The 25,228-nt window shown below is 67.7% G+C and carries 20 protein-coding genes; 15 read left to right on the plus strand and 5 right to left on the minus strand.

What is annotated here, in order from left to right; all coding sequences use genetic code 11:
- Positions 1–223: 223 nt before the first annotated feature.
- Positions 224–3,184, plus strand: coding sequence for a bifunctional diguanylate cyclase/phosphodiesterase (locus AB5T46_RS03685; protein ID WP_370562510.1), 2,961 nt, complete (start codon positions 224–226; stop codon positions 3,182–3,184).
- Between the two features lie 35 nt (positions 3,185–3,219).
- On the opposite strand, the gene AB5T46_RS03690 is transcribed toward AB5T46_RS03685, so the two are convergent.
- Complete coding sequence (locus tag AB5T46_RS03690; RefSeq protein ID WP_370563088.1) at positions 3,220–3,492, minus strand: ATP-grasp domain-containing protein; 273 nt, start codon at positions 3,490–3,492, stop codon at positions 3,220–3,222.
- Positions 3,489–4,565: a tetratricopeptide repeat protein gene (locus AB5T46_RS03695; RefSeq protein ID WP_370562511.1), complete on the minus strand. Its 1,077-nt coding sequence runs from the start codon at positions 4,563–4,565 to the stop codon at positions 3,489–3,491. The genes AB5T46_RS03690 and AB5T46_RS03695 overlap by 4 nt, the downstream gene beginning before the upstream one ends.
- Positions 4,566–4,810: 245 nt before the next feature.
- On the opposite strand from AB5T46_RS03695, the gene AB5T46_RS03700 reads away from it, so the two are divergent.
- Positions 4,811–5,617, plus strand: a complete 807-nt coding sequence (locus tag AB5T46_RS03700) for a spermine/spermidine synthase domain-containing protein (RefSeq protein WP_370562512.1) — start codon at positions 4,811–4,813, stop codon at positions 5,615–5,617.
- 31 nt (positions 5,618–5,648) lie between these two features.
- Here the strand turns inward: AB5T46_RS03700 and AB5T46_RS03705 are convergent, their stop codons facing one another.
- Entirely contained in the window at positions 5,649–6,350 is a 702-nt protein-coding gene (locus AB5T46_RS03705) for an esterase/lipase family protein (RefSeq protein ID WP_370562513.1), read from the minus strand.
- Positions 6,351–6,485: 135 nt separating this feature from the next.
- Positions 6,486–7,346 (minus strand): hypothetical protein, encoded by an 861-nt coding sequence (locus AB5T46_RS03710; RefSeq protein WP_370562514.1) that lies wholly within the window; start codon positions 7,344–7,346, stop codon positions 6,486–6,488.
- A gap of 105 nt (positions 7,347–7,451) precedes the next feature.
- On the opposite strand from AB5T46_RS03710, the gene AB5T46_RS03715 reads away from it, so the two are divergent.
- The 6 genes from AB5T46_RS03715 to AB5T46_RS03740 all read left to right on the plus strand — a co-directional run bounded on the left by AB5T46_RS03715 (position 7,452) and on the right by AB5T46_RS03740 (position 15,702).
- On the plus strand, positions 7,452–8,315 hold the full coding sequence (locus AB5T46_RS03715; RefSeq protein ID WP_370562516.1) for a M15 family metallopeptidase: 864 nt from the start codon (positions 7,452–7,454) through the stop codon (positions 8,313–8,315).
- A 101-nt stretch (positions 8,316–8,416) separates the two neighbouring features.
- Positions 8,417–8,677, plus strand: coding sequence for a PAAR domain-containing protein (locus AB5T46_RS03720; protein ID WP_370562517.1), 261 nt, complete (start codon positions 8,417–8,419; stop codon positions 8,675–8,677).
- A gap of 116 nt (positions 8,678–8,793) precedes the next feature.
- Positions 8,794–10,218: a hypothetical protein gene (locus tag AB5T46_RS03725; RefSeq protein ID WP_370562518.1), complete on the plus strand. Its 1,425-nt coding sequence runs from the start codon at positions 8,794–8,796 to the stop codon at positions 10,216–10,218.
- Between the two features lie 17 nt (positions 10,219–10,235).
- Positions 10,236–13,964 carry a type VI secretion system membrane subunit TssM gene (gene tssM / locus AB5T46_RS03730; RefSeq protein WP_370562519.1) on the plus strand — a complete coding sequence of 1,243 codons (3,729 nt, stop codon included), beginning with the start codon at positions 10,236–10,238 and terminating at the stop codon, positions 13,962–13,964.
- Positions 13,961–14,944: a type VI secretion system-associated protein TagF gene (gene tagF, locus AB5T46_RS03735; RefSeq protein WP_370562520.1), complete on the plus strand. Its 984-nt coding sequence runs from the start codon at positions 13,961–13,963 to the stop codon at positions 14,942–14,944. Before tssM ends, tagF begins: the two co-directional genes overlap by 4 nt.
- A gap of 2 nt (positions 14,945–14,946) precedes the next feature.
- Positions 14,947–15,702, plus strand: coding sequence for an OmpA family protein (locus tag AB5T46_RS03740; protein ID WP_459558935.1), 756 nt, complete (start codon positions 14,947–14,949; stop codon positions 15,700–15,702).
- A gap of 192 nt (positions 15,703–15,894) precedes the next feature.
- On the opposite strand, the gene tssA is transcribed toward AB5T46_RS03740, so the two are convergent.
- Entirely contained in the window at positions 15,895–16,950 is a 1,056-nt protein-coding gene (gene tssA, locus AB5T46_RS03745; protein ID WP_370562522.1) for a type VI secretion system protein TssA, read from the minus strand.
- A 171-nt stretch (positions 16,951–17,121) separates the two neighbouring features.
- Between tssA and AB5T46_RS03750 the strand changes: the two genes are divergently transcribed.
- The 7 genes from AB5T46_RS03750 (at position 17,122) to AB5T46_RS03780 (ending at position 25,227) form a co-directional block, all read left to right on the plus strand.
- Positions 17,122–20,118 carry a type VI secretion system Vgr family protein gene (locus tag AB5T46_RS03750; RefSeq protein ID WP_370562523.1) on the plus strand — a complete coding sequence of 999 codons (2,997 nt, stop codon included), beginning with the start codon at positions 17,122–17,124 and terminating at the stop codon, positions 20,116–20,118.
- 116 nt (positions 20,119–20,234) lie between these two features.
- Positions 20,235–21,719 carry a lipase family alpha/beta hydrolase gene (locus tag AB5T46_RS03755; protein WP_370562524.1) on the plus strand — a complete coding sequence of 495 codons (1,485 nt, stop codon included), beginning with the start codon at positions 20,235–20,237 and terminating at the stop codon, positions 21,717–21,719.
- Positions 21,720–21,812: 93 nt separating this feature from the next.
- Positions 21,813–22,799 (plus strand): T6SS immunity protein Tli4 family protein, encoded by a 987-nt coding sequence (locus AB5T46_RS03760; protein WP_370562525.1) that lies wholly within the window; start codon positions 21,813–21,815, stop codon positions 22,797–22,799.
- 416 nt (positions 22,800–23,215) lie between these two features.
- Positions 23,216–23,371 (plus strand): hypothetical protein, encoded by a 156-nt coding sequence (locus AB5T46_RS03765; protein WP_370562526.1) that lies wholly within the window; start codon positions 23,216–23,218, stop codon positions 23,369–23,371.
- A 31-nt stretch (positions 23,372–23,402) separates the two neighbouring features.
- Positions 23,403–23,672, plus strand: coding sequence for a hypothetical protein (locus tag AB5T46_RS03770; RefSeq protein WP_370562527.1), 270 nt, complete (start codon positions 23,403–23,405; stop codon positions 23,670–23,672).
- 314 nt (positions 23,673–23,986) lie between these two features.
- A complete protein-coding gene (locus AB5T46_RS03775) occupies positions 23,987–24,136 on the plus strand; it encodes a hypothetical protein (RefSeq protein ID WP_370562528.1) in 150 nt (49 codons plus the stop codon).
- Positions 24,133–25,227: a T6SS immunity protein Tli4 family protein gene (locus AB5T46_RS03780; protein ID WP_370562529.1), complete on the plus strand. Its 1,095-nt coding sequence runs from the start codon at positions 24,133–24,135 to the stop codon at positions 25,225–25,227. The genes AB5T46_RS03775 and AB5T46_RS03780 overlap by 4 nt, the downstream gene beginning before the upstream one ends.
- The last annotated feature ends 1 nt before the right edge of the window (position 25,228 follow it).

The following is a 25,228-nucleotide window of genomic DNA, read 5'->3' on the forward strand; positions in this document are numbered from 1 at the left end:
CCGATGCGCCAGCGGGCGTGGTGGCATTGGGCGCCGTCGCCACGGCGAATGCCGCGACCCGGAAGATCCTTGCGCACGGCATGACCTGCGCGCGAAGGCGGGAGCTGCCTCACAGAAGGGCGAACGTCACGCGCGGATTCGACATCCGGTGCCGGCGAGTTGTGGGCGCGCGGCGTCGCTGCTAGCTTCGCGCTTGGGCCGTGCGCCTGTTCCGGGAGAGGGAGTGGAACCGAGCCTCGCCAACGGCAGGCATTACTCGACGCGAATGATCGGGCTCTCCGGCCTGCTGCTGGGTACGGTGCTGACGGCGGCGCTGATCTATCTCGTGCTGCACGATCGTGCGATGCGGCTGCGGGCGGCGGAGCACCAGAGCCGGGCGGTGGTCACCGGGATCGAGCGCTTGCTGAAGTACCGATTCCGTAATCTCGAGCGCGCCATGCTCGGCATCGCCGGCGACGGCGAACGGCTGTTCGCGAGCGTGCCGGAACAGGCGCCGGACCTGCTCTTGGAGGCGATTGCCGATGTATTGCATCGGCATGAGGAGCTGGAGGATATCGTGCTGGTCGACCGTGACGGCGGGGCGATCACCCGAGGACGGGGCGATCCGGCATTTCCTGCATGGATCGGGCAGGCGCCGACCGGCAGGAACAGCGCGCTGCGCGTCGGGCCGATGCAGCGTCGCGAGGGCCGCTGGTTGCTGCCGATGGCGCTGCCGATGACGGACCGGCACTGGATCCTGGCGCGGCTGCGCAGCGAGGCATTGCAGGAAGTGGTATCGGATCTCGACACCGGACGCCGGGGCATCGCCGTGGTGACGGATCGCGATGGCCGCATCCTGGCGCGCAGTCCGGATCCGCAGCGCTTCGTCGGCGAATACGACCGCGGGCTCGACGTGTCGCGGATTCCTGCCCGTGGCGAGACCTTGCGCACGAGAAGCCCGCTCGACGACCACAGGCGCATCATCCTCTCGCGCCATGTCTCCGGCAGCTATCCGACGGTGGTCAGCGTGGGCATCTCGCAGGACGAAGTGTTGGCGCCCTGGCGATGGTTCGCAGGCTGGGCGCTGGTGCTGTATGCCGCCTACTGGCTCGGCTTCTGGTATCTGCTGGGCAATCTGCGGCGCACCGAGTCGACGCGATCGGCGCTGTTGCACGAATTGCGGCAGGGCGCCGAGCGCCTGCGCACGGCCCAGCGGCTCGGCAGGACCGGTGTCTGGGAGAGCGCCGAGGGAAGCGACCGGATCGAATGGTCGACCCAGGTCAGCGATATCTTCGGCATGCCGGATGGAAGCAGTTCGGCGAGCCGCGAGGCGTTCTACGCCGCGGTGCATCCGGAGGATCGCGAACGTCTGGCGGCAACCGTCGCATCGGCGTGGAAGACAGGCGAGAACTTCACCATCGAGTACCGGATCCTGCGGCCCGACGGCCAGGTGCGCTGGATCGCGGTCCGCGGTGCGACGGTCGTCGATCGCGACGGCGTATCGAAGATGGGCGGCACCGTGGTCGACATCACCGAACGCAAGCAGGCGCAGCAGAAGGTCGCCGACGCGGAGCGCCAGTTCCGGCTGATGTTCGAGCGCAACCCGCTGCCGTTCTGGGTGTTCGATACCGAAACGTTGTGCTTCCTCGAGGTCAACGAGGCCGCGGTGCGCCACTACGGCTACTCGCGCGAGGAGTTCCTCTCGATGGGCATCCTCGACATGCGTCCGGCCGATGCCGCGGATGCGGTCAGGCGGGACCTGGTTGAAGAGCGCGCGGACTACGCCGACACGCGCGTCTGGGTTCACTGCAAGCGCGACGGCACGCTGATCGAGGTGCAGGTGCACGGCGCGGCGATCGAGTTCCGCGGCCGGCCGGCGCGCCTGGTGCTGGCCGAGGACGTCAGCCGGCGCATGGCGTACGAGCGCGAGCTCGCATTCCGCGCCAGCCACGACGACGCCACCGGGCTGCTGACGGTGACGGCGCTGGCCGAGCGGCTCGACGGCGAGACCGGCGGCTACGACATCGTCTGCGTGGACCTGCACGGGCTCGACATGATCGGCGCGACGCTTGGCAGCGACGTGGGTGCGGCCATCGCGCGTACCGTCGCCGAGCGCATCGACTGGATCGCGCGGCGCTGCGGGCTGGTGGCGCATTTGCCATCGGAGACCTTCGTGCTCGCGATCCTCGACCGCACCCAGCGCGAGGGCGTATTGTCGGCGCTGACCGCCGGCCTCGCCGAGCCGGTGCACAGCCACGACACGATCCATTATCTGGAGGCGCGGATCGGAGTCGCGCGCCATCCGGCCGACGGGCAGTCCGCGGGCAAGGTGATCGATCGCGCGGCCCTGGCTGCGCATCTGGTCGAACGCGGCGGGATCGAGGTGGCGCGCTACACGGTGGCGATGGAAGAGGGCGTGAGCCGGCGACTCGCGCTGATGGCGCAGGTCCGCCGTGCGATCGAGCGGGAGGAGTTCCAGGTGCATTTCCAGCCGATCCGATGCACCGCCGATGCCGCGCCGGTGGCGCTGGAGTGCCTGTTGCGCTGGCCGCAGCCGGACGGCGGCTATATCTCGCCGCTGGAGTTCGTTCCGTTGTGCGAGCGCTCAGGCCTGATCGTCACGCTGGGGCACTGGGTGCTGCAGGAGGCGGCACGGGCGGCCGCGTGCCTGCGCGAGCGCGGTTGGAGCGATCTGTCGATCGCCGTCAACGTATCCGCCACGCAGTTCCACGGGCGCGACCTGGCCGGGGAAATCCAGCGCCTGTCGAGCCAGCACGGTCTGCGGCGCGGCGCACTGCATATCGAGTTGACCGAGAGCGCATTGCTCGACCACCCGGAACGGGCCACGGACATGCTGCGCCGGCTGCAGCAGCAGGGCGTCTGCGTGGCGTTGGACGATTTCGGCACCGGGTTTTCCAGCATGTCGTACCTGCGCGACCTGCCGATCGACACGCTCAAGCTGGACCGAATGTTCGTCGAATCCGTCGACCGCGACGCACGCAGTGCGGCGATCTGCCGCGCGCTGATCGCGCTCGGGCATGCCGTGGACCTGACGGTCATCGCCGAGGGCGTGGAGCGTGCCGGCCAGTACCGGTGGCTGCGCGAACACGGCTGCGAGCAGATGCAGGGCTACCTGTTCGACCGTCCGCAGCCGCTGGACGAAACGCTCATGGCGCTGGCCCGGCCCGCGGAGCTGCCTTCGTAGGCGCCACGACGGCGCGATGCGCCGGGCCGCCCGCGCTACATCATCGCCAGCGCGACGTTGCTCAGGGTGCGGTTGTAGAGATCGCGCAGCCGCACCTTGCGCTCCAGGTCGGCGACGACGTGGCCGCTGAAATCGACGCCGGTCAGATCCTCGGCAATGCTGATGCCGCCGGGCGTGTCGACGTTGATCTCCATCATCTTGTCGCCGACGATGTCCAGCCCGGCCAGGTACATGCCGTCGCGGATCAGCTTGGGCGCGACGATTTCGGCCAGGTGCAGCGCATTTCCTGGCGATCCGCAGCCGTCTATCTCGCGCCGCGGCTGAGCCGGTCCAGCTTGGCCTGGTAACGGGCGCGATCCTCGTCGTCGCTCAGGGCGCGGGCGCGGGACAGCGAGCGGCTCGCGCGGCGTTTCTCCCCCATCAGCAGGTACGTACGGGCGAGGCCGAAGTGGAACCGGTGCTCCTTGTCGTGCAAGCGGATGGCGCGACGGTAATGATCGACCGCGCGCGCGTAGTCGCCGCGGCTTTCGTATTCGTTCGCCAGCAGGAACTGATGGAACGGATCTGCAAGCTGCGCCTTCTCCAGTCGCGCCTGGAACTCGGCCGTGCGCTTGGCATCCCCGTTGCGGCGATACAGCCCCACGATGTTGAACAGCGCCGCGGCGTGCATAGGGTCGAGCTCCAGCGCCCGGATGTAGGCGCGCTCGGCGGCGGCGATGTCGCCGCCGCGCAGATGGAGCACGCCGAAGTTGCTCCAGTTGGTGGCGTAGTCGGGATCGAGCGTGATCGCCGCCACCATGTGGATCCGGGCCGGCTCCAGCGCGCCGGCGGCCATCAGTTCGGCGCCGCGGTTGCCATAGAAGTGCGCGAGGGCGCGATCTTCGGAGATCGCGACCGGCCGGTGGCGCGCAATGATCGCGCCGCCGCTGACGTCGACGGTGCTGCGCTGGCTGCCGGTGCGCACGCCGACGTTGACGTGGCTGGAGTTGTAGACGATGCCTTCCTCCTGGTACCAGGCCAGCACCTTGTCGATTTCCTGCACGTACGCCTCCAGGCCGGCCTCGCGCGCGAGCGCCGTGAACAGCAACGAGAACGACAGGCAGTTCACCTTGCCGCTGCGCCACGCCTGCTCGACGGTGCGGGTGTTGCCGTTCTCGTATTCGAGCGCTAGCCCTTCCTCGGCGAAGACGAATTCGGCCAGCAGGCGAAGGCGGTGCTCTTCGGAGCGGCTGCGACTGACGACGTGTTCGTGCAGTTGCGCGCGAAGTTCCGGCGGTACGCGCATGACCTGGGTGCGATCCGGCAGGTAGGTATCGGGAGCGCCGGTATCAGGAGCGGCCACCGATGGGACCAGGAGCGCCGCGAGGATCCAGTTCAGCATGGGACACCCTCCGCGTTGCGGGCGAGGAACGTCACCTGCCTGCAGTCTAGTCCTTTTTTTGCCGGGGAACGCAAGCCATCGCCGATCGCGGCGACCGTCTGTCGGAACGCCTTTTCCTGCCTGTCGCAGCCACCTCACGGGAGTCGGTGCGGCCGCGCCGCCGGCCGCGATGACGGCGCCCGAGGCGTGCGCTAGTCTTGCCGGCCAGTGCAATCGGCAGGCCCCGGGTAGCGATGGAGAACGACATGAGCGGGTGGCGCGCCTGGCTTGACGCGCTGCTGTCGCGCCTCAGCCGGCCGGTGGCGCGCGATGCGTCCGGCCGGCGCCTGCGCAAACCGTTCGTGCACCGCTACGGGCGCTACACCTCACTGCAGTTCACCCGCAGGCAGACCCAGAGTCGCATGCTCAGCGCCGAGCCGGACGTGCTGCTGATCGACTACACCAGGACCATGATGGGTGCGCTGTTGTGGCAGCCGCGGCCGCGCGCGATCGGCCTGATCGGGCTCGGCGGCGGCTCGCAGGTCAAGTTCTGCCATCGCCACCTGCCGCAGGCGCGGATCGAGGTGGTGGAGAACAATCCGCACGTGATCGCGCTGCGGCGCGAGTTCGGCATTCCCGACGACGATGGGCGGCTGCAGGTGGTGCTCGACGACGGCGCGCGTTTCCTGCGCGCGCGGCGCGGCCGCTTCGACCTGCTGCTGGTGGACGGCTACGACGAGACCGGGATCCCGGCGGCGCTGTCCACCCAGCAGTTCTACGACGATTGCCGCGGCGCGCTCGCGCCGGCCGGCGTCGTGGCGGTCAATCTGTTCTGCGCCGACGCCGAACGACACTTCGAGCCGCTGCGGCATGCGTTCGGCGCCGACCGCGCACTGATGGTCGGCGAGGCGAAGATGAGCAATCGCGTCGCCTTCGCCTGGGCAGGCGAATCCGCGGCGGCGATCGCGGACCCGCAGCACGCATTGGAACCGCTGCCGGCCGAAGCCCGGCGCCAGCTGGCGCCGGTGTTCGAACGGGTGGCGCAGGCCATCCAAGCACGCGCGGCGCCATGACGACGGCGCGCACCGATGGCTGCTGGTGCCGCTATTCGATCAGGTTGGCTTGCCGCGACGCGGTGTAGCCCAGCAGGCCGAAATGACCGTAGGCGTAGGTGTAGCTGGCGTTCTCGCCCCAGATCGACGAACTGTGGATGCCGTCGACCGTGCAGATCGCGCCGTAGCAGACCACCGCGTCGTAGTACGACTTGATCGAGTACACCCGGTCGCCGAAGCGACTGCCGTACAGCGCGTCGAGGAAGGGGCTCGACACCGACAGCCCCCAGGTGCCGCAGGCGCTGGTGGCGACGTTGAATGGATAGGTGCCGCAGGACCACAGGCCACGGAACGCGCCCGCGACGCCGACGAACGCGTCGACATACGGACGCAGGCCGTGCTCGGCGATCTGGTGCGCGGCCAGGGTGGCGCCCATGGAGTGGCCGATCACGTCGATGCGGCCGGTACATGATGCTGCGATCGCGTCGATCATCGCATCGAGTACCGGTGTTTCCTCGCTGCCGTCGTGATCGTTGCAGGCGGCGCAGGTCTTGCTGCCCCAGTCGGGGCGATGGATGTCGGCGGCGCCGTAACCGCGCGCGAGCAGTGCCTGGCGGGTGGCGTCGAAATGCGAGGGGCTGCCGGCATTGCCATGCACCAGCACGACGGCATCGCGGCAGGCGGACCAGGCCGGGGCCGTGGCGAGCGCAAGCAGCGCAGCCAGGCCCGCCCGGATGGTGGTGGTAGCGAACATGGTGGTTCCCTCCCGTTGCCGCGGCACCGGCCGGCGGAATGCCGGAACCGGTCGCGGCTGGCCGACCGTAACGCGGGCGGTGGCGAAAAGGACCTGTACGAAAGGGAAGCCGGGTGGCGCCGGCCCGCGCCATCGCTACTGCTGCGGACAGGCGGCGTCTTCGCCGGCATGCTGCGCGCACACCTGGCTGCGGCACTCGATGCCGGCCACGGTATTGGCCTTGGGGCAGGCGCGCAGTTTTTCCTGTACGACCGGCGAGCGCGCGGGTTGTGCGCCCGTGTCCCCGGGGCCGCCGAGTGAGGCGAGCGCAGCACTGTTCTGGCTGCGGGTGCGGTCGTCCTCGGCCTGCACCTGCGCGATCAGTGCATCCATCGACTCGTGCTGCTGGGCACTGGCCGTACCGTCCTGCTTGATGATGCGCAGCAGGGTGGAGATCAGGTCGGTGGTGCCGGTTGCAGGCTGCGGTGTCGTCGCCGTGCGCGATGCGCGCTTTGCCTGCGCGCGCGATGCGGTCGGCGCCTGCCGACGCGTGCCGGCGGCGCCCGACGACGCGTTTGCCGGCGCAGCGGCAGGGGGGGCGGTGTCGCTTTCGGCCGAGGCCGAAGCGATGGCGGCGAGCGCGGCGCGGGTTTCTTCCGCGGCCGGATCGTCGACGATCATCGCCCCCCCGCGTTCGACGGTGCCGGAGGGATCCATCGCCGGTGCTTGCGTCGCGGGTGCGGTTTGACCGAAAGTCTCGCGCCCGGTCGGGGTATCTCGACCCTCCGCGCCCGGTGCGAACATGCGCGCGGACAACTGCAGGAAGGCAAGGATGACAAGGACGGCGCAGGCCAGCATGAGGAGCCAAAGCAGCGGCCTGCGCCGCGCGGCCACCGCCGGCTTTTCCGGCTTGCGGTTCTCCATGTCGGCAAGGATGCTGGCGCGCGGCCGTGTGCCCGCTGGGCTGCGGTCGGTTCCTGCGACCAGGCTCGGACGATTCGATTCGCCAGTATTCAAGTGCAATCCCGCTCTTGTCCGGCGCAGGCCGGAATCAGTCCTTTCAGGCATTCTAGCGACTGACCGTCGACCGTCAATGGGTGTGCCGCCTACCGGGGCGTGGCGGTGATCGTGCTCTGGATCACGCTGGTTTTCCTGGTCGTCTGCGTTTCGACCTGGTTGCTGGCGTTTCCCGAGGCGCGCGAACGCATCGCCGCGGGACTGCGGCACGTGGTGCGCGCACTGGGCGGCCGCGCCGCGCGGGATGGCCGGCGACTGGCCGGGCGCGTCGACGGCACCGGGCGGACGGTGCGCGAGGCGGGCGCGAACACGGTCACGGCGCTGTTGCGGCATCGCTGGGTGCTGGCTGTCGCGATCGCCCTGCTGTGTCTGCCGCCGCTGCTGATCCTGGCCTTCCGGCAGCATGTGGTGCTGGAGGGATTCAGCGCGGAAGACCTGTCGGAGTCGCGGACGATGATCGCCGAGCTGCTGCGCGGCGAACGCCTGGTGCCGCCGCCGCCGCCGCCGCCGGCGGTGTTCACCACCGCCGAGGTGCGGCGGATCAAGCCCGAAATCGTGACCGCCGACAGAAAATGGGACCGCATCAATCCCGACCTGCAGCAGCGGGTGCTGGCGATCTACCGGGTCATGCGCGCGCAATACGGCATCGAGATGGTGCTGGTGGAAGGCTACCGCAGCCCCGAGCGCCAGGCCGAGCTCAAGCGCGACGGCCGCGCCACCAATGCCGGCGCCTGGTCGAGCTGCCACCAGTACGGGCTGGCGCTGGACAGTGCCCCGATGCGCGCGGGCAAGCTGCAGTGGGACATGGGCGATGCGTGGACCAAGCAGGCCTATTTCCTTTACGGCGAGCTGGCGCAACAGGCCGGGCTGGTCTGGGGCGGCAACTGGCGCATGCGCGACTACGTGCACGTGGAGATGGGTGCGGAGTGCCGCCGGGCCAGGCAGGCACGACAGCGGCAGGGCGGGTGATAAACGGTCGCCAGTCCTGCTATCTTTCCCGCTCGGCCCGGCGCGGGCCGGCCCCGCGGGGGCCCAGGGACAGAGCGCAGCGAATAGGGAGCAGAACCGATATGTCGCGTCCGATTATCGTGGTGGGCGATCAGATCGATCACGGGGGAACGGTCGTCAGCGGTTCGACCGCGACCGACATCCAGGGCAAGCCCGTCGCCCGCATCGGCGACCGTGTGACGTGCCAGCGGCACGGACCTACCACCATCGCTGCCGGCGATCCGACGATGATCGTCGACGGCCAGCCGGTGGCGCGCCAGGGTGACAAGACCGCTTGCGGCGCGACGCTGATCTCGACGCAGGTCACCACGACGACGGAGTGATCCGGGGGAGCGATCCGGGGAATGACCCCGGAAACGGGGCGCATTGGCGCTGCCGTCAGGCAGGCTCAGGGAGTGAGGATGTGAAGTGGTCGGGGATTTGGCGTGCGGGTCTGGTCATGGCGGTGGTGTTCGCCGTGGTCTGGCTGTGCGCGATCCTGTATTGGCGAAGCAGCGGTGGTGCGCCCGGCGGCGGCCAGATGCTGCTGGTGCTCGGCGTGCTGCCGCTGGGCCTGCTGGCGGGGCTGTGGCTGATTCGCCGCAAGCGCGCAGCGCACCGCCGCCAACCCGAAGCAACCGATACCGTGGCGGACGACGACGCGCTCGAGACCGATGCCGGGCAGGTGCATCCGCCGCTCGACTGCCTGGCCGGCGCACTGCGCCTGCCCTGCGGCGATGCCCCCGGTGCGGTGCTGGCGGCGTTGCAGGCACCGCCACGTCCGGGGCTGCACCCGCGCTTCCGCGACCGTGACGGCCTGCCGGTGTTCGCCGCCCATGTCGACGGGCTGGATACCGAGGCGGTCGCCGATGCCATGGCGCGACTGTCCCCGGCGGAAGGCAGCCGTGCCCCGGAGGAGGAGCGGTTGCGGGCGTTGGCGCTGCTGCAGCCGGTGGCCGAGGAATTGTTCGACGAGGTGGCGCTGCAGCTGCCGCCCCTGCCGGCGTCGGAGGAGCGCGTCGTCGCCGGACTGCGCCGGCGCGAGCAGCACGACGTGCGCGAGGCCGTCCGCATCCGCGTGCTGCTGCCGTCCGCCTGGCCGCAGCCGCTGCGCCAGGCCTGCGGCGACTGGTTGCTGGAAGCGGCGCTGGCCGCGGGGCTTGACGCCCGCCGCATCGCGCTCGAGTTGCTCGCGATGCAGGGGCCGGAGGATACGTGGCGGCTGCTCGATCGGCTCGGCACTACGGCCGCAGACGAGCAGAGCTGGCAGCTGCTGCTCGCCTGCGACTCGGCGATCGGCGAGCGCGGCGTGCAGGCGCTGATGTCCAGCGGACGTCTGATGGACAGCCGCCGCGCCGAGGGCCTGGTGCCCGGCGAAGCCGCGGCGGGCGTGCTGTTGCGGCCGCCGGGCGCGCCCGAACCGATGTCTTCCGAAGCCGCCGTGGCGATGCACCGCGTGCGGTTGGCCGCGCTGCAGTCCACGCCGCCGCCGCGTGCCGCCGCCCGCGCCACAGCGGAACTGATCACGCGCGCGCTGCAGCATGCCGCGATCGAGCCCGATGCCGTCGCGATGGTGGTGAGTGACGCCGACCAGCGTCCCAGTCGCGCCGTCGAGGCGAGCGCCGCGGCCGCCTCGGCCTGTCCCGAACTCGATACCGCCACACAGTGCGGCGCGCTCGGCGTGGCCTGCGGCGACATCGGCCACGTCGCGCCGCTGGCGCTGCTGGTGCTGGCCGCGGCGCAGGTGCGGGTATCGCAGCAACCGGTGCTGGCGCTCGCCGTCGCCGCCGAGTGCGAGCGCGCGGCCGTGGCGTTCGCGCCGATGGCTCCCGCGTCCGCCTCATCTCCAGACAATGCCGGCGAGCCGCCGGATCTCGCCGCCTAACCGGATCGACCCGCCCGATGTTCTACAGACTCAGGTACTACCTCACCGACTATCGCGTTCTCGCCGTGATCGGCATCGCCTCCGCCGCGGCACTGATGTATTTCGGCGCCGACGGCCTGAAGCAGGTCGGCGTGTGGGCGCTGGTCTTGCTCGTCGTCGCGCTGCTGGTGTGGCTGCTGGTGTGGATCGTGCGCAGGATCCGCGCGCGCCGCGCCGCCAAGGGGCTCGACGAGATGGTCGAGGGCGAAACCGAGCGAGCCGTCGCCAACGCCCAGCCCGCCGCCCGCGCCGATACCGAGGCGCTGCGCGAGCGCATGCTCGAGGCGGTCAAGGCGATCAAGTCCTCGCGCATCGGCGTGCTCAAGGGCAAGGCCGCGCTCTACGAACTGCCCTGGTACGTGATCATCGGCAATCCGGCGGCCGGCAAGAGTTCCGCGATCCTCAACTCCGGGCTCAAGTTCCCGTTCGAGGACAACCGCAGCAACGTCATCCAGGGCATCGGCGGCACCCGCAACTGCGACTGGTACTTCACCACCGAAGGCATTGTGCTCGACACCGCCGGTCGCTACTCGGTCAGCGTCGAGGACCGCCTGGAATGGCTGACCTTCCTCGATCTGCTGAAGAAGCACCGTCCGCGCGCGCCGGTCAACGGCATCATCATCGCCGCCAGCATCGCCGAGCTGTCCGGCAGCAAGCCGGAGTTCGCGATCGAGCTGGCCAAGAACCTGCGCCAACGGGTCCAGGAGATCACCGAGCGGCTGGAGGTGTTCGCGCCGGTCTACGTGGTGTTCACCAAGGCCGACCTGATCGCCGGCTTCACCGAATTCTTCCATGGGCTCGACCCGTCGGAACGCGAGAACGTGTGGGGCGCGACGCTGCCATTCGATCCGAAGTCGGACAACGATGCGCTCGGCAGCTTCGACACCTACTTCGACGAGCTGGCCGAAGGCCTGAAGGAGATGAGCCTGTCGCAGATGGCGATGCAGCGCGGGCGCGAGGTCTCGCCCGGGCTGTTGACGCTGCCGCTGGAGTTCGTCGGCATCAAGCCGGCGCTGCGTACCTTCGTCGCCACGCTGTTCGAGGACAATCCGTACCAGTACAAGCCCGTGTTCCGAGGCTTCTATTTCACCAGCGCGCTGCAGGAAGGGCATTCGGTGCACTACGCCTCCGAGCGCGTCGGTCGCGAGTTCGCGCTGCGGCCGCGTGCGCAGGCCGAGGCCGGCGAGCCGTCCGGGCACACCGCGCACTTCCTCAAGGACCTGTTCCGCAAGGTCGTGTTCGCCGACCGGCAGCTGGTGCAGCAGTACTCGAGCCCGCACCAGACACGGCTGCGCTACGCGGTGTTCCTGGGCGCGGTGGCGGCGTTGGCGCTGGTGCTGGGGCTGTGGACCTGGTCGTACACCAGCAACCGGCAGCTGGTGGCCAATGCCGGCAAGGACCTGGAGCAGGCGGTGCGGCTGCAGGAGGATCGCGTCGACCTCAAATCGCGCATCGATGCATTGCTGCTGCTGCAGGATCGCCTCGAGCAGCTCGCCCGCTATCGGCAGCAGCGCAGCATCACCACCCACCTGGGCCTGTACCAGGGCGATCGCATCGAGGCCAAGCTGCTGCAGGAGTATTTCGACGGCATGCGCCAGGTGATGCTGGCGCCGACCAACGCCCGCATCGAGGCCTTCCTCGCCGAGGTGGTGGCGCGGGGCGGGCAGCTCACCGAGAGCGCCAGCCAGGACGAGCAAGCGCAGGAGCGGCTGTACCAGGAAGCTTCGCCGACCGACACCAACGACGCCTACAACGCGCTCAAGACCTACCTGATGCTGGGCAACCGCGGACGCGTGGAGCAGGCGCACCTGGCGCACCAGTTGACCCGTTTCTGGCGCGGCTGGCTCGACGGCAACCGCGGCCAGATGTCGCGCGAGGACATGGCGCGCGCGGCCGAGAAGCTGATGAGCTTCTACGTGGCGCGCGCCGAAGATCCGCGCTGGCCGCAGGTCGAGACCAAGGTGTCGCTGATCTCCGACAGCCGCGCGGCGCTGACCCAGGCCACGCGCGGGGAGCCGGCGATCAACCGCGTGTTCGCGCAGATCAAGGCGCGCGCGGCGACGCGCTTTCCCACGGTCACCGTCAACAGCCTGGTCGGCGACGAGCGCAACAACGACACCATCACCGGCAGCTACGCGATTTCCGGGGCGTTCTCGCGCCGGGCGTGGGAGGACTACGTCAAGGGCGCGGTCGACGAGGCGGCGAACACCGAGCTCAGCACCACCGACTGGGTGCTCGATACCACCGAGCAGAGCGACCTGTCGCTGGCGGGCAGCCCGGAGCACATCGCGCGCGAACTGGCGATGCTCTACAAGCAGGAATACGCACAGGAATGGCAGAAGTTCCTGCAGGGCGTGAGCGTCGCCCGCTTCGGCAGTTTCGACGACACGGTCACGCGCATGAACAGCATCGGCGACCCGCAGCAGTCGCCGTTGCGTGCGCTGCTCGAGGCGATCAACGAACAGACCATCTGGGACAACCCGTCGGCCGTCAACGCGCTCCAGGACAAGGCGAAGGGCGGCTTCGTGGCATGGTTCCAGCGCGTGATCCTGCGGCGCACGCCGTCGTCGGTGCCGGTCCAGATCAATCCCGACACCGGGCGCCCGACGCAGGCGCCGATGGGGCCGATCGGCAAGGCGTTCGAGGGCTTCGCGCGGCTGGTCGCCAAGCGCGACGGCAGCGCGCTGATCGACGACTATTTCCAGACGCTCGGCAAGCTGCGCACGCGGCTCAACGCGATCCGCACCGAGGGCGAGCCCGGCCCCGGCGCGCGCCGGCTGATGCAGGACACCCTGAGCAACGAAGGCTCCGAGCTCAACGCCGCGCTCACCCTGGTCGACGAGCAGATGCTCACCGGCCTGGACGAATCGCAGCGCAAGGCGCTGCGGCCGCTGCTGCTGCGCCCGTTGACCGAGACCTTCGCGGCGCTGGTGCCGCCGACCGAGGCCGAGATCAACCGGGTGTGGGCGGCGCAGGTGTACGAACCCTTCCAGACGCGCATCGGCCGCCAGTTCCCGTTCGATCCGGCGGCCGACGTCGATGCCGCACCGACCGACGTCGCCGCCATCTTCGGCGCGTCCGGCGCGATCGCCGCGTTCAACAAGGAGGCGCTCGGCGTGCTGGTGATCCAGCGCGGCAACCTGCTGGAGGCACGGCGCTGGGCCGGTCTCGGCATCACCCTGCTGCCGGAACTGGTCAGCGGCTACGGCGACTGGGTCAGCGGTTCGGCCGGCGGGGCCGCCGGACAGGACACGACGATCTTCGAGATCCAGCCGCAGCCGGCCACCGGCGCGGTCGAGTTCACCCTCGACATCGATGGACAGACGCTGCGCTACCGCAACACCCCGCCGGCCTGGCAGACCTTCCAGTGGCCGAACCCGGGCGGGATTCCCGGCGTCAAGTTGAGCGCAGTCACCAGCGACGGGCGCACGGTGGAACTGGTCAATGCGCCCGGCGGCAACGGCCTGGCGCGGATGATGGAGCTCGCGACCGCCGAGCATCGCTCCGACAGCAGCACCCTGACCTGGGTACGGGACGGCGTCTCGGTGTCGATGGTGATGAAGATCACCCGGCGCCCGGGTGCCGGCAGCAACGGCGGCGACTGGCAGCGTGGGCTGCAACTGCCGGCCACGGTCGCCGGCGGCGCACCGGCGGCCGCGCCACTGGCGGACGGAATGGAGTCGGAAGACAGGGAGGAGGGCGCATGACGCACACGGTCTCGGCGGCGGTCAGTTACTTCGGCAAGGTGCCCTCGCGCGGGGATTTCGTGCGCACCGCGGACAACCATCAGCTGATGGGGCTGCTGGACCGCTGGGCCGGCAGCAGCATCGAGCTGCTGAGCCAGAACCCCGACTGGAAGCGGCTGTACGACGGTGCGCCCGACGTGCACTACGCGTTCATGGGCTCGCGCAGCAAGCTGGTGGTATGCGGGCACTTCCTGCCCAGCCGCGATGCCTCGCAGCGGCGCTTCCCGCTGCTGTCGGCGGTCCGGGTCGAAGTCGGAAACCCGCTCGGCTTCATCGCCCGCAGCCCGCTGGCGCTGACCCGCGTCTGGAGCGGACTGGCGCGCCAGGCGCGCAGCGCCGTCGATGCCGAGGAGGCGGCGATCCCGCTGCAGCAGCTGGCCGAGACGCGCTACGACCTCAGCACCGACCCGGGCGCATACGCGGCGTCCTTCGGCGATTTCCTCGAATTGCAGACGATCGGCTCGCTGGAGCGGCTGTTGCGCGACTCCGGCCACGACGATGTCGTGCTGCGGCGCATGCTGCCGGCACTCGGGCTGCTGCTGCAACCGGTGCTGTCGGGCAGCGGGGTGACGATCGACAAGGGCCTGGAACTGCCGCTGCCGCGCGATCCGCTGTACCGGCCGCTGGTCGGCGCATTCTGGCTCGACGTCATCGCCGGCTTCATCGCCCGCGGCGACTTCGAGCTGGCGGTGCTGGTGCGCGACGAGGACGCGCCGCGGATGATCGTCGGCTTCAACGGCGCCGACCACCAGACACTGCGTGCGGTGCTCGATCCGCAGGCGGCGGGCGAGCACCTGATCCGCATCCACGACGCGGAATGGGTGGACGAACACCTGCCGACCGACTACGGCCTCAACAAGCTGGCCAGCTACGTCGACCGCCATGACCTGTCGCTGAAAGCCGCGCGCCGGATCTTCGGCGAAACCTTCCTGGGAGCATGAACATGCGTCGCGTCATCCTTCTCTTCACGCTGCTGCTGGCATCGGTCGCAGCGCAGGCGCAGCCGGCCGCGGAGCCGGTGGTGGCCGAGGGCGTGGTCCCGGACCAGGCGACCAAGGCGCAGATCCTCGACAAGCTGCGCACGCTGTACGGCGACGAGCGCGTGGTCGACCGGATCCAGGTGGAGTCGATCCCGACCCCGCCCAACTGGGGCAGCTACGTGGCCAACATGCTCACGCCGGGGCTGCAGCGGGTGTCGGCGGGCAAGCTGGAGGTCAACGGCCAGAGCGTCCGCATCACCGGCGAGGTGGTCAACGAGGCGCAGCGCCAGCAGGTCGCCAGCGAGCTCAGCCTGGCCAGCAACAGCACCTATACCGTCACCAACAGCCTGGGCACCGGCGGTTCCGGCCAGGGCCTGCTCGATGCCACCCTGGGCGACCGCATCATCGAGTTCGAAAGCGGCAGCGCCCGCCTCACCGACCTCGGCCGCTACATCCTCGACGAGATGGCGGAAAAACTGCGGGAAATCGGCGACGCGCGGGTGCAGATCATCGGCCATACCGACGACGTCGGCCAGCGCCAGGGCAATCTCGCCCTCAGCCAGGCGCGCGCCGAGGCGGTGCGCGGCTACCTGGTCGGGCAGGGCATTCCGCCCGGGAACCTCGACGTGCTCGGCCGCGGCCCGGACGAGCCCATCGCCGACAACGCCACCGAGGACGGCCGCGCCCGCAACCGCCGCATCCAGTTCCGCGTGCTCTGAGGGCGCGCCAGGCAGCCGTTTCCGCTGCGGTGGGATCAGACCCGTCGCCATGGGCGGTGCAAATGAACAGCCGGGTGCTTCGCAATGGGTTAAAACATCAAGGCTTGAAGCTCGGGCTATTCATTGACGAAACCCGTGGCGACGGCCCAATTCTCACTGCGGCGGACAGGACTGCCTGGCGCGGTGCGCTTTTCAGGACCCGAACGACTCCTGGCTGCTGTCGACATCCAGCAACTCCTCCACCTGCGACAGCGTGCTGTCGTCCTTGATCACCCGCTTGAGCCAGACGTGCAGCGGCATTTCGCCCCAGCGCGCGGCCTTGTCGGCGAGGTAGGCGACCGGGCTGTGCGGTTCGGTGCGGCGGAAGAATTCCGCCACCTGGCGCAGCTGTGCCAGCGCCTGCCGGCGCGACGAGATCGGACCGCCGTGGCCCGCAACCGCCGCCTCGCTCCCGTGCCCGATATCGCTGGTGCCGTCCTCGCCGATGTCGGCGGCATCGCCGTCCAGCAGCACGCCGGCGTCGCGGGCGAAGCGCAGCACCGTCTTCTGCAGATGCTCCAGCTGGTCGCGTACCGGCGTGAAGCTGGGGCCGTCGGCACCCAGGCGCGCGTCCACCGAAAGCTGCAGCTCCTGCAGCGCAGCCGCGCAATCGGCGACCGATTCGATCAACGGCCGATAGAACTCGTGCGGCGTGTCGCGCCGCGCCGCTTCCATCAGCTCCAGGTCCGGCTGGCCGTCCGCGCCCGCGGCCTCGCCGCTGCCGCTGCGGGCGTGCGCGGCCTCGAAATCGCCGAGCCCGAAGCGGCCCTGCGGCGCCTGCGTGATCGGCAGCGTGCGCAGCCATTGCAGCGTGTTGGTCAGCAGCCAGCTGAGATTGCCGATGCGCTCCTCGTAGTCGCCGTCGATCGCCAGAGGGTGCACCTCGTCCCAGTAGCGGTCGCACAGGCGCGCGACCAGCCGGAAACCGGTCGCCAGTCCGGCGAAGCCGTGGACCTGGGCGCCGGCCTCGGCGAACCACGCGCCCAGGCGCAGGTCCTTGGTCCGCTGCCGCAACAGGGCCTCGCACATCCGCGCGGCCGCGGTCCAGTCGGCGTACTTGATGTCGGTGACCCATTCGCCCTGGTCCAGGGTGGGGTCGTCGGCGCGTCGGGCGTCCTGGATCGCGTCGAACTCGGACGAGAAGGAGAGATCTTCGCCGGTGGGGCTATCGTCGGAGATCGGGGCCAGCAGGTCTTCCAATTCCAGCATGGCGGTGCTCGGTTGATGGGTTGTGGGGCCGATTCTACAGAGTTGTCGGAGTTTCCCTATACTGTCGGTCCGCGAATTTTGCTAACTTGCGGGACAGGAAGTCGGCCTCTGCGTCCGCGCCGTGCGACAAGCGCGCGATCCGCAGGGGTCCCGTCAAGCCACGGAGTTCTCATGATGCACTCATTGGATCGTGTGCGGGATGCACTGGCCTCGCTCGCTCGCATCGACGATGCGACCCGTCTCTATCGCCTGGAACTGCCCGACGCGCCCGCCGGATTGCTGGTGGAGCGCTGGCGCGGCCGCGAGGCGCTGTCGCAAGGTTTCGAGTGGTGGGTCGACGTGCTCTCGCCCGATGCCGACCTGCCGCTCGACGCCTGGCTCGGCAAACCCGCCCGGCTGCTGACCCGCCTGGCCCACGGTGGTGAAGCCGTGCGCACCGGTCTGGTGCGCGAGGCGGCCTGCGTCGGCACCGACGGCGGCCTGGCCCGCTACCGCCTGTGCCTGGTGCCGTGGACCTGGCTGCTGACCCAGGGCCGGCACAGCCGTGTGTTCCAGGAACGCAGCGTGACGGAGATCGTGGAGACGGTCTTCGCCGGCTACGCGCCGCTGGCATCGTGGCAGCTGGGCGACGATGTCGGCCCGTTCCTCGCCCAGGCACGACCGCGCAGCTACTGCGTGCAGTATCGCGAAAGCGATTTCGATTTCATCGGCCGGCTGCTGGCCGAGGAGGGCCTGGGCTGGCGCCTGGAGGAGAGCGAGGATGCATCCTGCGGACACCGGCTGGTGCTGTTCGCCGAGAGCGCCGCGCAGCCACAGGATGCCGGCTCCGAGCAGGACGGCGGCATCCGCTTCCACCGCAGCGACGCCACCGAGGCGCACGACAGCATCCAGGCGTTCGGCCAACGCCGCCGCATCGGTGCCGACCGCCTGACCGTGCTCGGCGACGACTACAAGACCCGGCAGGCCAGCAGCGCGCAGCTGCCATTGCAGTCCGGCGCAGAACGCGAGGCGCCGCTGGAGGCCTACGACCCGTCCGGCGCCTATGCTTTCGCCAATGCCGGCGAGGCCGAACGCACCGCCAGGCTGATGGCGCAGGCGCGCGAAGCGCGGCGCGATGCCTGGTTCGGGCAGGGCACCGCGCGCACGTTCCGCGCCGGCACCTGGTTCCGGCTCACCCAGGCCCCCGTGCAGGGGGAGGCGCCCCCCGCGGAGATCCTGCTCACCTGCGTCCACCACGCCGGCATCAACAACCTGCCGCTCGACCTGCGCGAGACCGTGGCCGCGCAGCTCGGTCCCGCGCCGGCCTGGCCGCAAAACGAGGACGACCGGCTTGCCGAGCGCAGCATGCAGCAGCGCGCCGAGGCGGTCGGCTATGCCAACCGCTTCGAGGCGGTCGATCGCGAACGCCCGTGGCGCCCCGTGCTCGACGACGGCACCGGCGCCCGCCTCAACCCGCGCCCCACCGCGCCCGGCTACCAGACCGCGCTCGTGGTCGGCGCGGACGGGCAGGCGACCGCCTCCGGCGCACAGGAGCTGTACTGCGACAAGCTCGGGCGGATCCGGGTGAAGTTCCACTGGATGGGCGCCGACGCGGCGCCGGGCACAACGGCGAGCTCCTGCTGGCTGCGCGTGGCCCAGCGCTACGCCGGCCCCGGTGTCGGCAGCCAGTTCCTGCCGCGGATCGGGCAGGAAGTGCTGGTGGCCTTCCTGGAAGGCGACATCGACCGGCCGGTGGTGATGGGGACGCTGTACAACGGCCAGGGCGAGGGCGGCGTGGCGCCCACGCCCGGCGGCCGCGCCGCCGAATCGGACGCCAGCGCCTACGCGCAGGCCGCCGACCACAGCCCCAGCGCCCAGGCCAATCTCGCCGGCGGCCACGCGCCACCGTGGCACGGCCTGGGCGCGGGCGACGACGCCCACCGCAACGCCACCGCCCTGTGGGGTGTGCAATCGAAGGAGTGGGGCGGCGACGGCCACAACCGGCTGGTGTTCGACGACAGCGACGGCCAGCTGCGTCTGCAGCTGGCGACCACCCAGGCCGTCAGCCAGCTCAACCTCGGCCACCTGATCCACCAGGCCGACAATTACCGCGGCAGCTTCCGCGGCGAAGGCTTCGAACTGCGCACCGACGCCTGGGGCGTCGTGCGCGCCGAATCCGGCCTGTGGCTGAGCGCCTACGCCAAGTCCGGCGACACGCCGGCCGGCGATGCCGTCGGCCCGAACGCGCTGCTCACGCAACTGCGGACCCTGGGCGAGACGTTCTCCGGTGCCGCGGCCACGCATCAGACGGTGAAGCTCGCCGACCACGAGGGCGCGCATGCTGCCAGCGCCTCGCGCCTGGTGCCCGACCAGGCTCCGCTGCAGGCGCTGCTGACCAGCGCCAGGACCACCGTGCCCGGTGAGCAGTTCGACGCCGCGCGCGGCGAAGCCGCCGCGCGCAAGCCCGATGCCGCGGAAGGCCGCGTTCCCCACACCGGCGACGCCCTGCTCGGGCTCGCCGCACCGGCCGGTATCGGCCTGGTCGCGGGGCAGAGCCTGACCTGGGCGGTCGGCGAGACCCTCACCCTGGCCAGCGGCCAGGCCAGCCACCTCGCCGTCGCCGGCAACCTGCGCCTGCACACCGGCCAGGCGATCGGCGTGCTCGCCGCGGCGACCGAGGGGCAGGCCGAGGAGACGAGCCTGAGTCTGGTCGCCGGCGAGGGCGAACTGGACCTCCAGGCCCAGAACGACCAGGTCAAGCTGCAGGCAAAGGAACAGCTGAAGCTGGTCAGCGCCAACGCAGAACTGGAAATGGCCGCCGGCAAGACCCTGCACCTGGCCACCGCCGGCGGCGCCAGCCTGACCATCGAGGACGGCAACATCGTCATCGCCTGCCCGGGCACGATCAAGGTGCATGCGGGCAAGAAGAGCTTCCTCGGGCCGGCGCAGCTCAGTCGGGAAATGAACAGCTGGCCGGAGACGAAGTTCGATCAGCGCCTGCAGCTGGTGAAGCGCAACGGTGAACCCGTTAAGAACTACGAATACGAACTCGTACGTGCGGATGGTGCCGTTATCCGTGGCGTCACGGATGGCGAAGGCTGGACGCCCGTGCAGAAGGGGTTGGGCCTGGAGCAGGCGGCATTCCGATTGCTCGGGCCGGTCAAGACCAACGGAGGGGCTGCATCGTGAGTGGGGGCAATCAAGGGAATGGGAATAACATCAGACTCTCGAAGCACTACGACGCAAGTGGTGTCGCCTATTCAACGATACAACTCACTCCCGCTGCGGACACGCAGCGCGTCGAAATGGAGGTCAAGGACGAGGCGGTGCCGATCGTCTTCGTGCCCGGCATCATGGGCAGCAACCTGCGAAACAAAGAGACGGGAGAGGCGGTCTGGACTCCGAATTCGATCTTCCGCCTCGCATGGCAATGGGTTTTCCGGGGGTCGGCCACGCGCCAGCGCAAGCTCAACCCGAAGACGACGGAAGTCGACGATGGGGGCGCCTTCTTCGGCGAGTCGGCCACGGTACCGGACGGGGACACGGCCAAGAAGCGCGGTTGGGGAACGGCGGCCAAGTTCGGTTACGGCAAGTTCATCCCGTGGTTGGACGACACCCTCAACAAGGATGAGTCCACCTCTCCGTGGGAATCGATGGAGGACAAGGCGGACATTCTTGATGCCTGGGCACCTGAGAAGGCAGTTGATCTGCTGACCAGCACAGATTCGGAGACGGCGGGCACGGTGTTCTGTCCGGTTCATTGCGTGGGCTACAACTGGCTCCAGAGCAACGGCGAATCTGGCAAGTACCTAGTCGGAAAGATCAACGAGATCATCGAGCACTGGCAAAACGGCGGCGAGGGCAAGCGGACTCGATATCGGTGTGAGAAGGTCATTCTGGTGACGCACTCGATGGGCGGGTTGGTCTCGCGCGCGGCGTTACATGAGGCCTATGGCCTGGAAGAAGACGCGGAGATCACGAACAAGGTGCTGGGCATCGTCCACGGAGTGATGCCGGCACTGGGCGCGCCGGCGGCCTATCACCATGTGCGCACAGGCTACGATTTCCCGACAGGACTCGTGCTGGGATCCAACGCGGCGCAGATCACAGCGGTGTTTGCGAATGCGCCGGGGGCGTTGGAGTTGTTGCCGAACAAGAACTACCCGAAGGGTTGGTTGCGTGCCAAGGACAAGGGTACGGGGCCGGACGATGGCGTCATGATGAGACTTCCGGCTGCCAATCCGTACACGGAAATCTATAACCAGGAAAACAAGTGGTACCGGTTAGTCGACAAAGAACTGATCGATCCAGCCAAAATTCATGGAAAGGCCGAAGTTCCTCTTGACCCTTGGAGCAATGTCTACCGCGACAACCTTAGAGAGACGAAGAATTTTCATGACGAACTTGGAGATTGGTATTTCGATCCTTCCTATATCCACTATGGAGCGGATGAAGAGATCAAGACATACCAGACGCTCGGATGGGAGACAGCGGATCAGGTAACGCTCGGTGAAGAAGCGTTGCGGGAAGCGGCGGTTCACGGGCGCAAGAGTGATCCGGTCACGCTCGATATGCCGGAAAGGCCGAAGTTCAAGATACCGAAGGCATCTGAACCGGGCGACGAGACGGTGTCGAAATGGTCGGGCGCCGGTCCCGGTGAAAGCGGAAGCGCGGCGGTCAAGCAGAGCTTCAAGCTGACAGGCATCAAGCACGGATCTTCCTATGAGGATGACGCCGTGCAACAAAGTACCTTGTATGCAATTGGTAAGCTGCTGGGGCGACTGGCATGAGAACTGGAGGGTTCGATGAGACACGCGTTCGATGGCGTTCCCTTGCGAACGCTAGTGCTCGGGCTGATTGGTGCGTGCACATTGAGCACAATGATGAGCACGGAGGTCGTGATGGCAGGTGAGCAGGCCAGAACAGTGTGCGTTGGACATTTTCTGCTGGATGTGCCGAAGGATGCGTCGGTGCGAGCAACAGGTAGCTATCGCGCAGTGACTGTCGAAAAGCTCGGGTCAACGGATGATTTTGAGGAAATCGAAACTGAAGCGCGCCGGAAGGCGGCCAGCCTGGAAGGCCAAAAAACTGAACGAAATCCGGACGATGATGATTTCGATCGAGGCTTTGGTATCGATCCAACAACAACATTCTCGGCGACGCGACTGGTTGGGGTCGACGTAGATCCTTCCAGGCAACAGACGGTCGTGGGGCGGCATGTGGCCAACGGTAGTGCCGCAATCGAAGTTGTTTTGACGCGACTACTTGCAGGTGCGAAGTATGCGTTCTCCGTACAGGGGGGCGGTGCAGATAAATATTCTGCCATCCGAGAGAGTCTCGCCCGAACAGTCGATCGCTATACGCCGCTCCGGCCGAATGAAATCCCGACGCAACCAGGTTTCTGTGTTGGCGACGGTGTGTTCCAGGAGGACGGGCCACAGGATGTTGGCGGTGACGCCACTTTGATTGTTCATTTTTCACAGCACCCCAATGTCACCTTCAGCGTGGATGTGGCGGGGCTGATGCAGCCATCGGAGGAGCCATCACTAGAAGGTCGAATTTCGGGCGACTTGGGAATGCTGGCGCGCTTCTCATCACAGGTGAAAACGCTTCAGCGAGGGAAGGTTCTCTACGCCGGCCAAGACGGCTATGAGATCGCCATCAGTGCGCCAAGTGAGGGCATGGACGGTACTCGGATGCAAAAGTTTTTCTTCGGCGCAGAAGGAATCCCCAGGGATGCACGTCATCCGTTCATGGAAGTACAGCTGATGACAGGTGAAACAGGGCCCTCACCACTGACAGATGAGCAAGCGAAGGTGCTGTGGCAAGAGCTTATGGGGAGTTTGCGTCTGCGGCCAGGATCGATGTGATGGATTGCTGATTGTGCTTGGAGTCAGTCATGAAGTGGCTTAGCGCCCAAACCAGTATCCGCCGGACTTTGGCGCTTCTATTGGTGTTACCTATGTCGAGCTGCTGTATGTATGGGTCTACGGGCGGAGGGGTCCATGAACGCTGGGTGCCCGGCGTAGAAGGGGGCGCGACCGTTTTGCCTTCGCAAGCACACTTGCAGTGTCGACAAGAATGTGACTGTGTGGATTTACGCGTCGATAATTGTATGCGGGATAAGGGGTTTGCCAAGGAAAAGTACACCGGCACGCGTCAATGTAAATCTTTCTCGTACTTTTGAGGAACGTAGTCCAGGCTCTCCACACATGGAACCAGTTGCTGTCGCGGCACACCTTCTCCCGCCTTCATCGGTGCCTCCTGCGTTGCGCTTGGTCTCAGCATGACTGCCTACCTGGTCGGGCTGTGGAACGCCGAGCTCGGGATCGACGTCGGCGATAAGCACGAACCCGGGGCGGCATCGCCGGATGGCGAAGCGCTGTTCGCGCTCTGGGACAGTATGCTTGCGTCGTTGCGCCAGCGACCCGGCGCATACTGAAAACGGTGGCCGCGAAGGAGGGATCGCACGAATGAATCCGACGCTCCAGTACATCGTTTCCTGCTGCGTGCTGGTGTTCGCCGCGCTGCTCTCCGGCTGCTGCATGCATGGACCCACCCAGACGCCGCGCAGCCGCTGGGTGCCGGAAACCGCGCAGGCACAGGCCGTATCAGCGGACGAGGCGTTGCTGCAGTGCGCGCAGGAGCGTACGCACGGGAGCAAGCAGGCATGCATGCAGGCCCGCGGCTATCGTCATGAGAGATACCGGGAGCGCGTGTGCAAGCAGGCATCCTTGTTCTGACTGACGCACGAACCCGCGGGCTAGCCAAAAGCAGCACGCAGGCGCGCGCCGAGGCGGTCGGCTACGCCCAACCGCTTCGAGGCGCTGGACCGCGAACGTCCGTGGCGCCCGGTACTGGCCGACGGCACCGGCGCGCGCCTCAACCCGCGCGCCACCGCGCCCGGCTACCAGCTCCCGGTGTGCGGGAACAGATCCCTCCTGAGCGGCGAAACGGCCCTTATCCACCGCAACCAAGGATCCATTGGCACTTGGTTTGCGCGTTGCAAGACGGCGGTGGCGACGGGACCGTGCCAACCAGTTCGGGGCGCTCGCCCATGCTGACAGCAAAGAACCAAGCGCATATCCGTCAGCAGTTCAGGCTCGCAGGATTCGAGCACGAGCCGTCTTACAAGAACGACACGGCACGGCTTGCGACGTTGTTTTCGATTCAGAAGGTCGCGGCCGAGGCGAAGGTGATGACGTGAAGGGAACATGGCTATGTGCGGCGATAGCTGCCGCGCTTGCGTTGGCCGGGTGCAAACCCATGGGGATGGAGCAGAAGACGGTGGCGGAATTGACGAAATCCATGCGCACGATATGCATCGGCAGACATCTCATCGGTTTGCCGGAAACCTTTCGGCAGAATTACCGAAGTAGTTCGGTGACGCTGTATTTCGGGCATGATGCGGATTTCGAGACGGTCGAGGCTCAGGTCGTCAATGATGATGTGGAGCCTGAGCAGTTCGCGAGCAGTATGAAGCAACGTCGCGCTGAAATTTCCGGAGAGATTAATGAAAAAACGCAAGATTCTATGCTGTTGCTGGAAGAGGGTGTTGGTGAGAATGGAGTCCTGATTCGCTATCACAAAAGCGATATATCCAACCGCTCCCATATCCATGAACTCCATCTTCTCGTTTCAGGGGTGCAGGTCTTCATGAAGGCGGAGTCCTACAATGGGGTAATCGAGCCGGTTGAGAATAGATTGAAGAAGCTTGCAGCCAGTGTGCAAGCTGTCCCCGATCCGAAGAGCGCGGGCGCTGGATTCTGCCTTGGCCCCGTCGTGATCGATGCGAACAACGACTATGAGCTGGCGGCGTTCCGTTTTCGTGATGAAAGCCGCGCGCATCGTGATGTCAGCTTGGATGTCGAACTGAACACCTTCAAACAGGACGTGAGCGAGCCGCGGTTGATCCGGCGAGTGGAGACGAACTTTTCCGGGCTGGGGTTTAGCCCAAAGACCTTGCGCAAAGAGCGGGCGGAGTTTGCAGGAATGCCCGCGGAAGAGTGGCTCGGAAGCCATGAAAGTGATGGACGAATCGAGCACTCTTTCAGTATCGAATCCTACCCGGCGTCCCCGGCGTTGGCTTCCCCGGTTCTGCAGCTACAACTCATGACCGGAGGCGCTGTTCCGAATCAGCCGACCACTGGGCTGCCGCCGTACGGGCGCCCCTCGCGAGCCCCGGGTGCTGGCCAGATCGAGGAGGTCGGTTCATCGCTCACGGACGATGAAGCGGTCGGCGTGTGGGACCGGATCGTGAAATCGGTGCGGCCCAGGCCGAATGCGGTGAAGTCGTGAT

This window comes from Luteimonas salinilitoris (assembly GCF_041300785.1).
GTDB lineage: Bacteria > Pseudomonadota > Gammaproteobacteria > Xanthomonadales > Xanthomonadaceae > Luteimonas > Luteimonas salinilitoris.

Bases quoted from the DNA above. Each gene is read 5' to 3' on its own strand.
- AB5T46_RS03720 (WP_370562517.1), top strand. From the start codon at position 8,417: ATGTCGCGTCCGATTATCGTGGTGGGCGATCAGATCGATCACGGGGGA.
- AB5T46_RS03705 (WP_370562513.1), bottom strand. From the start codon at position 6,350: ATGTTCGCTACCACCACCATCCGGGCGGGCCTGGCTGCGCTGCTTGCG.
- AB5T46_RS03725 (WP_370562518.1), top strand. From the start codon at position 8,794: ATGGCGGTGGTGTTCGCCGTGGTCTGGCTGTGCGCGATCCTGTATTGG.
- AB5T46_RS03775 (WP_370562528.1), top strand. From the start codon at position 23,987: ATGCTGACAGCAAAGAACCAAGCGCATATCCGTCAGCAGTTCAGGCTC.
- AB5T46_RS03750 (WP_370562523.1), top strand. From the start codon at position 17,122: ATGATGCACTCATTGGATCGTGTGCGGGATGCACTGGCCTCGCTCGCT.
- AB5T46_RS03695 (WP_370562511.1), bottom strand. From the start codon at position 4,565: ATGCTGAACTGGATCCTCGCGGCGCTCCTGGTCCCATCGGTGGCCGCT.
- AB5T46_RS03765 (WP_370562526.1), top strand. From the start codon at position 23,216: ATGACTGCCTACCTGGTCGGGCTGTGGAACGCCGAGCTCGGGATCGAC.
- AB5T46_RS03760 (WP_370562525.1), top strand. From the start codon at position 21,813: ATGAGCACGGAGGTCGTGATGGCAGGTGAGCAGGCCAGAACAGTGTGC.
- AB5T46_RS03755 (WP_370562524.1), top strand. From the start codon at position 20,235: ATGGAGGTCAAGGACGAGGCGGTGCCGATCGTCTTCGTGCCCGGCATC.
- tssM (WP_370562519.1), top strand. From the start codon at position 10,236: ATGTTCTACAGACTCAGGTACTACCTCACCGACTATCGCGTTCTCGCC.
- AB5T46_RS03740 (WP_459558935.1), top strand. From the start codon at position 14,947: ATGCGTCGCGTCATCCTTCTCTTCACGCTGCTGCTGGCATCGGTCGCA.
- AB5T46_RS03700 (WP_370562512.1), top strand. From the start codon at position 4,811: ATGAGCGGGTGGCGCGCCTGGCTTGACGCGCTGCTGTCGCGCCTCAGC.
- tssA (WP_370562522.1), bottom strand. From the start codon at position 16,950: ATGCTGGAATTGGAAGACCTGCTGGCCCCGATCTCCGACGATAGCCCC.
- tagF (WP_370562520.1), top strand. From the start codon at position 13,961: ATGACGCACACGGTCTCGGCGGCGGTCAGTTACTTCGGCAAGGTGCCC.
- AB5T46_RS03770 (WP_370562527.1), top strand. From the start codon at position 23,403: ATGAATCCGACGCTCCAGTACATCGTTTCCTGCTGCGTGCTGGTGTTC.